Genomic DNA, 9,105 nt, shown 5'->3' on the forward strand with positions numbered 1-9,105 from the left:
CCCCGACCGCGACGCGCTCCCCCACCGAAACGACTCCGTCTCGACAGCGGCGGCCACGCTCGCCCCGCCGGGCCGGCGAGGGCGGGCGTGGCCGCCGCTGTCGAGGGAATGCTCAGACGAGTGTCTCCTGCCAGGCCGCGTGCAGCTGTGCGAACTTGCCGGTTCCGCCGATGAGTGCGGCCGGAGTGTCGTCCTCGATGATGCGCCCATGCTCCATCACCAGCACCCGGTCGGCGATCGCGACCGTCGAGAGACGGTGCGCGATGATGATCGCCGTGCGGTCCTTGAGAAGCGTCTGCAGGGCGTCCTGGATCAGGCGCTCAGACGGGATGTCCAGCGATGCCGTCGCCTCGTCGAGGATCAACACCGCGGGGTCTGCGAGGAACGCCCTGGCGAACGAGATGAGCTGGCGCTGGCCGGCAGAGACCCGTCCACCGCGCTTGTTCACGTCGGTGCCGTAGCCATCCGGAAGCGACGAGATGAACCCGTCGGCGCCCACGGCTCGCGCCGCCGCCTTGATCTCATCGAGAGTCGCATCCGGCTTGCCGAGGGCGATGTTGTCGGCCACGGTTCCGCTGAACAGGTATGCCTCCTGCGTGACCATGACGATCGCGCGGCGGAGATCCTTCGGGTGCAGCGAGCGCAGGTCGACGCCGTCGAGAGTGACCCGACCCTCGGAAGGGTCGTAGAACCGCGAGATGAGCTTGGCGAGCGTGGACTTGCCCGCACCGGTCGTGCCGACCAACGCGATCGTCTGCCCTGCCGGGATGTCGAGCGAGAAGTTCGGGAGGATCGTCTTCTCGCCGTTGTAGCCGAAGGTCACCTCGTCGAACCCGATGTGGCCGCGGGACTCCCACAGATCGATCGGCTTCTCGGGATCCGGAACCGTAGGCACCTCGTCGAGCACGCCTGAGACCTTCTCCAGCGCGGCGGTCGCCGACTGGTAGGAGTTCAGGAACATCGCGATCTCCTGCATCGGAGCGAAGAAGTTGCGGACGTACAGCACGGCCGACAGCAGCACACCCACGGTCAGCGCACCTTCGGACACGCGGATGCCGCCCCAGAGGACGACGATGCCGAGTACCAGCGCTGCGACGCCCATGAGTCCGGGCTCGAACGTGCCGAACAGCAGCATCGAGCGACGGTTGACATCGCGGTACTCGCCCGCGATCTCCTGGAACGCCTTGTCGTTGCGCGGCTCCTTGCGGAACGCCTTCACGGCGCGGATGCCGGTCATGGTCTCGACGAACTGCACGATCACCTTCGCGCTGATGACGCGCGACTCGCGGTAGACGAGCTGCGAACGCGAGTAGAACCAGCGCATCAGGAAGAACAGCGGCACGCCGCCGATCGCGAGGATCAGGCCGGACTGCCAGTCCCAGAAGCACAGCGCGATGAACGTGAAGAGCCCGAAGAGCACGCCGGAGACGAGCTCGTTCAGACCGCCGTCGAGGAGCTCCTTGATCGAGTCGAGGTCACTGGTCTGGCGCGAGATGATGCGACCTGACGTGTACGACTCGTGGAATTCCAGACTCAGGCGCTGGGTGTGCAGGAAGATGCGCTTGCGCAGGTCGAGCAGCACCGCCTGGGTGAGCTTGGCGGCGATGATCACGTACCAGGCGATCAGCACGGCGGCCAGCGCTCCGGCGAGCAGGTAGATGCCGCCGATCATGAACGTCGGCATCCAGTCGGCCTGCTTCACTGCTGCGGGCAGCGCGCGGTCGAGTCCGATGCTGATCAGGATGGGGCCGGCGACCTGCAGCGCGGTCGAGACGACCAGCACGGCAGCGGCCAGCACGATCTGCGGCTTCAGCGGGCTGACGAGGGATCCGAGCAGTCGGAGGGACCGACGACGGATCTCCTTGCTCTCCTCGCGGGTGTACTCGGAACGGTCCTCGTTCTGGGTTCCGGTGATGGCGGAGCTCATCGCTGCACCTCCTTCTCGGTGATCGGGTCTTCATCGGCGGCCTGCATCCCGAGGCCCTCTTGGACCTCTTCGTCGATCTCTGCCTGCTGATCGCGGATCACCGGGATCGCCCCGGTACGGGCGGCTTCCTCGGCCTCCAGGCTGGAGATGACGTGACGGTAGTGACGGCTCGTCTTCAGCAGCTCGGAGTGGGTGCCCACCGCCGTCACCCGCCCGGCCTCGAGCAAGGCGACACGGTCGGCGAGCGCGACGGTCGAGGGGCGGTGCGCCACGATCATGGCGGTCGTGTCGGCGAGGACGTGCCGGAGCGCTTCCTCGACGAGAGCCTCGGTGTCGACGTCGAGCGCCGACAGCGGGTCGTCGAGCACGAGCACCTTCGGCTTCGCGGCGACCGCGCGGGCGAGGGCCAGACGCTGACGCTGGCCTCCGGAGAGGCTGAGCCCCTCTTCGCCGATCACGGTCTCCACACCGTCGGGCAGCGAGTCGACGAACGACGCCTGAGCGACGTCGAGAGCCTCGCGCAAGACGCGCTCGCCCTCTTCGCTGTGCACGTCGAGTTCGGCGCGGCCCAGCAGCACGTTCTCGCGAACGGTCGCCGAGAACAGCGTCGCGTCTTCGAACGCCATAGCGATGTGCTGACGGAGCCCTGCGAGCGGGAGATCGCGCACGTCGACCCCGTCGAGCGTGACCTTGCCGCCCGTCACGTCGTACAGACGCGTGGGCAGGGTCGTGAGCGTCGTCTTGCCGCTGCCGGTGAGGCCCACCAGCGCCATGGTCTCGCCTGGACGCAGGACCAGGTCGATGCCGTCGAGCAGATCGCGCTCGTGGGAACCGGCGTCCTGGTAGCGGAAGTGGGCGTTCTCGAAAGCGAGCTCGCCGCGCGGGTGCTCGATGTGCACGGGATTCTCCGGGTCGGTGATGGTGTTCGTCTCGGAGAAGATGTCGAACACGCGGTCGGTCGCCGTGCGGGCGTCGAGCATGAACGAGAAGAGGAAGCCGATCGACTCGATGGGCCAGCGGAGCACGACGGCCATCGCGAAGAACGCGAACAGCTGCGCCTCGTCGATCTGGCCGACGGAGATCAGCCAGATGCCGGACATCAGGCTGAGCCCGAACGCGATCTGCGGCATGAGGTCGAGCCAGAACCAGATCGACGCGATCGCGCCGGCCTTGCTCATCTCGGTCTCACGTAGGGTCTCGGCCTGACGACTGAAACGGCTGAGGGCGTGCTTGCCGCGACCGAACGCCTTCAGCACGCGGATGCCGTGCACGCTCTCCTCGACGCTGGTCGCGAGGTCGCCGGCCTGATCCTGGCTGCGACGGGTGAGCGCGCCGTAGCGCTTCTCGAACAGGTAGCCGCGGATCCACAACGGGATGGCCGTGACCAGGAAGATCGCACCGAGCAGCCAGTGCCACCGGAACAGCAGCACGGAGCCGATGACGATCGTGAGGATGTTGACGACGAGCAGCACGAGGCCGAAGGCGAGCCAGCGGCGGATGAGACCGATGTCCTGCATCATGCGGCTGAGCAGCTGACCGGAGCCCCAGCGGTCGTGGAACGAGACCGGGAGCGTCTGCAGGCGCGAGTACAGCTCGGTGCGCATCTTGTACTCGACCTCTGTCGAGGGATTGAGCACGAACTGGCGTCGCAGCCAGACCATCAGCGCCTCACCGAGGCCGAGCGCGAAGACGGCGAGCGCGCCCCACACGATCGCACTGAAGTCACCGGAGCGGACGGGTCCGCTGATGATCTGCTCGAGGACGATCGGGATCATCAGGGCGATGATGGCGGCGACGAGCGCGCTGGCGGCACCGCCGGCGAGCCGCCAGATGACGGGCTTCACGAAGGGCTTCAGGCGCCACAGTGCGGCCGGAGTGGAAAGGGTGGACGAAGGCGAGGGATTCTGCGCGGAAGGCGAGGAAGACATGTCTCTCAGACGAGTTTCGTATGGACTGCGGTTACGGAAGGGGACGGATGCGAGAGCGGACTCACAGAGTCCGGCATCCGACGAAGAAGGGGCGGGGTGGCTCTAGGAGAGCGGACGCGCCGGGGTCGAGCCGAGAGCTGCGATCCGCGCGGTGGCGATCGTGGTCATGGTGTCCTCCTCAGGGGCTCGGCGATGTCGTCCGGTTGGCGCGACAGCCCACCAGCCTATTGCTGTGAACCAGCTGAAAGCAAGAGACATTCCCGATTCGTCTGGCGCAGTTCGAGACGCTCGCCGGTAGCGGGACGCCGCGACGTTCTCAGCCCTTCGCGGAGACGACGAGCTCTGATCGGAGAAAGCGCTGGAGGTTGCCACCCAGGACGGCGAGGATGTCCACCTCTGACCAGCCTCGGCGCAGCAGAGCCTCGGCCACGAGCGGGAGCCCTGCCGGACCCTCGAGACCCGGAAGGTACCGGTCGGCGGGGACTCCCTCGATCGTGGTCTGCACGCAGCACGGCGCCGTTGTGTCGTCCAGCACCTCGCGGACGAAGTCCGGCCCCATCCCGACGTGCTCGATGCCGGCGACCGACGCCACCCGTTCGAGGTGGTCGACCAGGGTGTCGATCGTGTAGTCGCTCTCGTGCAGGTACGGCGCGAAGAAGTTGACGCACACGACGCCCCCGCTCGCCGCGACTCCGGCGATCTGCGCGTCGGTGAGGTTGCGGTGGTGGTCGAACAACGCGCGCGCCGAGGAGTGGGTGGCCATGACGGGGCGCGTGGCGAGTTCGAGCACGTGATCGACCCCGCCCGCTCCGAGGTGGCTGATGTCGAAGATCATGCCGATGCGCTCCATCTCGGCGAGAGCCCGGATGCCGGTGCGCGTCAGCCTGCTGCCCGCGGCGTCTTCGCCACTTCCGTCGGCGAAGGCGCTGCGCCCGAAATGGGCGACCGACCCGATCCGCACCCCGAGCCGGTGCACCGTCTCGAGCAGTTCGACATCGTCGGCGATGCCGGGCATCCCCTCCAGGGCGAGCACCAGCGCGATGCGCCCTTCGCCGATCACGCGGTCGACGTCGTCGCCATCCAGGCACAGGCCGACCGTGTCCGCGTTGCCATCGGCCAGACGGTGGGCGGCCTCGATCATGCGGAAAGTACGACGCAGCGCCCCCTCCGGACGGTACACATCATCGACGAACACGGGCAGGACCTGCAGGTCGACACCGCCCTGCTGCAGCTGCGGAAGCCACTGGGCGCGGAAGTACTCCGACCACTGGTCCGAAGGGCGGCTCGCCACCGAGCAGAGCAGGTCGTTGTGCGCGTCGGCGACGACGGCGCGGCGGTGGAGGTCGAGTGCATCGTTGGCGGTCACGGGACGAGCCTATGGCCGCGTCGGTCCGGATGCTTCGTCGACAGGCACCATGATGCCGGCGCGCCGTGGTGCGTCCGACTCAACCGGTGACGCGCTCGCGAGAGAGAAGGCTCTCCTTGACCTCGAGCCCCCAGGCGAATCCGCCGAGGGTGCCGTCAGTGCGCAGCACCCGATGGCAGGGCACGAACAGCGCCGGGGCGTTGCGCGCGCAGATGGATGCTGCGGCCCGCACGGCCCGCGGATTGTCGAGCTGTGTCGCGAAGCTCGTGTAGGTCAGCGGCTCGCCCGGCTCGATCGCCCGAAGCGCCGACCAGCCGGCGAGCTGGAGCGCGGTGCCGGACTGCTTCACGGCGACCGCGTCGATGGCCGAGAGGTCGCCCGCGTAGTAGGCGAGTGCGGCTGCTGCGGCGTCGGTCTCGCCCTCGCGGAACTCCTCGGGGCGATGCGCAGCGGACAGCCGGCCGAGGATCGCCTCGACGTCGGAGGTCCAGCCGGAGGACAGCACACGCTGACGGTCGTCGGCGAGGATCGTGAAAGCGCCGTCCGGGGTCTCGATGGTCTGGATGATGGCGGTCATGAGGTCTCCTTCGTCGTGGTGTCGTCGGTGAGGGTGGTGCGGGAGATGGATGCCGCGCGCCGAGATCCGGTCGCACGGACGGGGGCGGCGCGCCAGAGGTGTGCGCTGAGGTAGCTGCGCCATGGTGCGGCGCGCTCCGCCCAGGCGGTGAGTGGGCGTGCTTCGCCGGGAAGGCCCGAAGCCGCGGCACCGGCACGCAACGCGACATCGCCCGGGAGCAGAACATCGGGATCGCCGAGCACGCGCATGCGCACGTAGTCGGCCGTCCACGATCCGATCCCCGGCATCGCGAGCAGAGCGGCGCGCTGCTCGCTGCCGTCGTCTCCGACCGTGAGCCGGAGGGAGCCGTCAGAGAGCGCCGCAGCGGCTCCGGTGATCGCACGGATCCGGGCGGCTGGGCCACGCAACACCTCCGCGCCATGTTCGGCGATGGCCGACATCGTGGGGAACAGCAGTCCGTTCTCGGTGCGCTCCCCCAGCGCCTCGGCGAGCGCGGTGAGTGCCGTGCGTGCAGCGACCACCGTGATCTGCTGGCCGACCATCGCCCTGATGAGCATCTCGTGCGGATCGGCGGACCCGGGAACCCGGATACCGGGAGTGCGCGCCACGAGAGAGGCCAGTTCGACGTGTTCCGAGAGCGCGGCGTCGACCGCGAGGGGGTCGGCGTCGAGGTCGAAGATGCGCCGCACGGTCGAGACCAGCGGTGCCAGATCGCCCAACCGCGCGACGCGTGCACGCAGATGAAGGCGCGACGCCTCGTCTTGGCGCACCTCGAACCAGGCGGGGCCGCCCGACATGCGCAGGTGTCGGGAGAACGACGTCGCCGTGGTCTCCTCGATACCGGGAACGGCGCGCGCGGCCATCCAGGCGAAGATGCCGCTCGCATCGAGTGGTCCCCGGTACGGCAGCACGAGGTCGATCGCCCCCGGCACGGCGGATGCCGGCAGTCGACGACGCGCCCTGAGCTCCCCCGGCGTGAGACCGAACACCTCGCGGATCGTGTCGTTGCACTGGCGGATGCTGGCGAACCCGGCCGAGAAGGCGACATCCGAGATCGGCATGTCGGTGCCGACGAGCAGCATCCGCGCCGTGTGCGCCCGATGCGCCCTGGCCAGCGCGAGGGGTCCCGCGCCGAGTTCGCTGGTCAGCAGGCGCGTGAGGTGCCTGCTCGAGTAGCCGAGGTGTGCGGCCAGACCCGGCACGCCTTCGCGCTCGACGACACCGTCGGAGATGAGGCGCATGGCTCGCGCGGCCGTATCACCACGGATGTCCCACGCAGGCGACCCGGGAGCGGCCTCGGGAAGGCAGCGCTTGCACGCCCGATACCCGGCCTCGTGCGCTGCGGCGCTGGTGGGATAGAACGTCACGTTCTGCGGCTTGGGCGTGCGTGCGGGGCAGCTCGGACGGCAGTAGATCCCGGTCGAGCTGACCGCCGTGACGAACTGCCCGTCGAAGCGGGTGTCGCGCGCGCTGATCGCACGGTAGCGCTCGTCGAAGTCGGTCACGGGGAAGCTCATGCCTCCACTCTGCCACGCACCACCGACCTCGACTGGCGGAAATCGGACATGACTGTGGGCGGCGCAGACGACGAGACCCACCCGCCTCGTCGATGCCCATCGCGGCCGCAGCGGGCGCGTGTGGGTCTTGGCGTGGAGAGTGGGTCTCGAGGTATCAGAGCGCGAGCGCTCAGTGGAAGAAGTGACGCTCCCCTGTGAAGAACATCGTCACGCCGGCCTTGCGGGCGGCATCGATGACCTCGGCGTCGCGGACGGATCCGCCGGGCTGCACGATCGCCGTGACGCCGGCGTCGATCAGCACCTGTGCACCATCGGCGAAAGGGAAGAAGGCGTCGGACGATGCGACCGACCCGGCCGCGCGGTCTCCCGCACGCTCGACCGCGAGGCGGCACGAATCCACGCGGTTGACCTGGCCCATGCCGACGCCGACGGTGGCGTTGTCCTTGGCGAGCACGATCGCGTTCGACTTGACCGCGCGACAGGCCTTCCACGCGAAGATCAGGTTCTCCATCTCCTCGTCACTCGGACGCTCACCGGAGACGAGCTCCCAGTTCTTCGCGACGGAGACGATGTCGTCGGGGAAGCGGTCGGCGTCCTGCAGCAGCAGCCCACCGGAGACGAGACGCACATCCATGCGCTCCTGCTGCCAGTCCACGGGCAGCTGCAGCAGACGCAGGTTCTTCTTGGCCTTGAACACTTCAAGGGCTGCGGGCTCGAACGCCGGGGCGACGATGACCTCGGTGAAGATGTCCTTGAGGTTCTCGGCCATCTTCAGGGTCACGGTGCCGTTCGCGGCGATCACCCCGCCGTACGCCGAGACCGGGTCGCACTCGTGGGCGCGGAGGTGCGCGCTGGCGATCGGGTCGAGGGCGTTCGGGGCGGTCGTGGCGATACCGCAGGGGTTGGCGTGCTTGATGATCGCGACAGCGGGCTTGACCATGTCGTACGCGGCGCGCAATGCGGCATCTGCGTCGACGTAGTTGTTGTACGACATCTCCTTGCCCTGCAGCTGCGTCGCCTGGGCGATGCCGTGGCCACCGGCACGGGTGTAGATCGCACCGCGCTGATGCGAGTTCTCCCCGTAGCGGAGGGTCGCGAGGCGCTCGGCCTGGATCGTGAGGTGGGTGGGGAGGTCGCCGTCGTCCTGCAGCGTGCCCTCGGCGAACCACGACGCGACGGCCGTGTCGTACGCGGCCGTGTGGGCGAAGGCGCGGGCGGCGAGCTCCCGACGCTGCGAGACCGAGGTACCGCCCTCGGCGATCGCCGAGATGATGCCGGGGTACGACTGCGGCGAGACGACGATCGCGACGTTGGCGTGGTTCTTGGCAGCGGCGCGCACCATCGCGGGCCCGCCGATGTCGATCTGCTCGACCACGTCGTCGCCGACCGCACCGGAGGCGACGGTCTCGACGAACGGGTACAGGTTCACCACGACGAGCTCGAACGGCGTGATGTCGAGCTCGGCGAGCTGACGCTCGTGATCCTCGAGCCGCAGGTCGGCGAGCAGACCACCGTGGATCTTGGGGTGCAGCGTCTTGACCCGGCCATCGAGCATCTCGGCCACGCCGGTGACGGCGGCAACGTCGGTGACGGTGAAGCCCGCTTCGCGGATGGTCGACGCCGTCGAGCCGGTCGAGACGATCTCGACGCCGGCCTCGGCGAGCGCCGCTGCGAGAACGAGAAGATCGGTCTTGTCGCTCACCGAGACGAGCGCGCGCCTGATCGGCACGGTGTCGCGATCGCGGTAGAGCGTGGGGTCGTGGCGGGGGCCGGCCATGATGGGCTCCTTC

6 protein-coding genes are annotated in these 9,105 nt (G+C 68.6%); all 6 read right to left on the reverse strand.

Going from position 1 to position 9,105, the window contains the following annotated elements; translation table 11 throughout:
* Positions 1–112: 112 nt before the first annotated feature.
* A complete protein-coding gene (locus CQ040_RS19630; protein WP_105528474.1) occupies positions 113–1,927 on the reverse strand; it encodes an ABC transporter ATP-binding protein in 1,815 nt (604 codons plus the stop codon).
* Positions 1,924–3,855, reverse strand: a complete 1,932-nt coding sequence (locus tag CQ040_RS19635; protein WP_105528473.1) for an ABC transporter ATP-binding protein — start codon at positions 3,853–3,855, stop codon at positions 1,924–1,926. The genes CQ040_RS19630 and CQ040_RS19635 overlap by 4 nt, the downstream gene beginning before the upstream one ends.
* A 316-nt stretch (positions 3,856–4,171) precedes the next feature.
* Positions 4,172–5,221 carry a dipeptidase gene (locus CQ040_RS19640; RefSeq protein WP_105528472.1) on the reverse strand — a complete coding sequence of 350 codons (1,050 nt, stop codon included), beginning with the start codon at positions 5,219–5,221 and terminating at the stop codon, positions 4,172–4,174.
* 79 nt (positions 5,222–5,300) lie between these two features.
* Positions 5,301–5,798 (reverse strand): methylated-DNA--[protein]-cysteine S-methyltransferase, encoded by a 498-nt coding sequence (locus CQ040_RS19645; RefSeq protein WP_028502370.1) that lies wholly within the window; start codon positions 5,796–5,798, stop codon positions 5,301–5,303.
* On the reverse strand, positions 5,795–7,315 hold the full coding sequence (locus tag CQ040_RS19650; protein WP_105528471.1) for a DNA-3-methyladenine glycosylase 2 family protein: 1,521 nt from the start codon (positions 7,313–7,315) through the stop codon (positions 5,795–5,797). Before CQ040_RS19650 ends, CQ040_RS19645 begins: the two co-directional genes overlap by 4 nt.
* A 169-nt stretch (positions 7,316–7,484) precedes the next feature.
* Positions 7,485–9,092 carry a bifunctional phosphoribosylaminoimidazolecarboxamide formyltransferase/IMP cyclohydrolase gene (purH, locus tag CQ040_RS19655; RefSeq protein WP_105528488.1) on the reverse strand — a complete coding sequence of 536 codons (1,608 nt, stop codon included), beginning with the start codon at positions 9,090–9,092 and terminating at the stop codon, positions 7,485–7,487.
* Between the last annotated feature and the right edge of the window lie 13 nt (positions 9,093–9,105).

It is taken from the genome of Microbacterium sp. MYb54, assembly GCF_002979515.1.
In the GTDB taxonomy this organism is placed as follows: Bacteria; Actinomycetota; Actinomycetes; order Actinomycetales; family Microbacteriaceae; genus Microbacterium.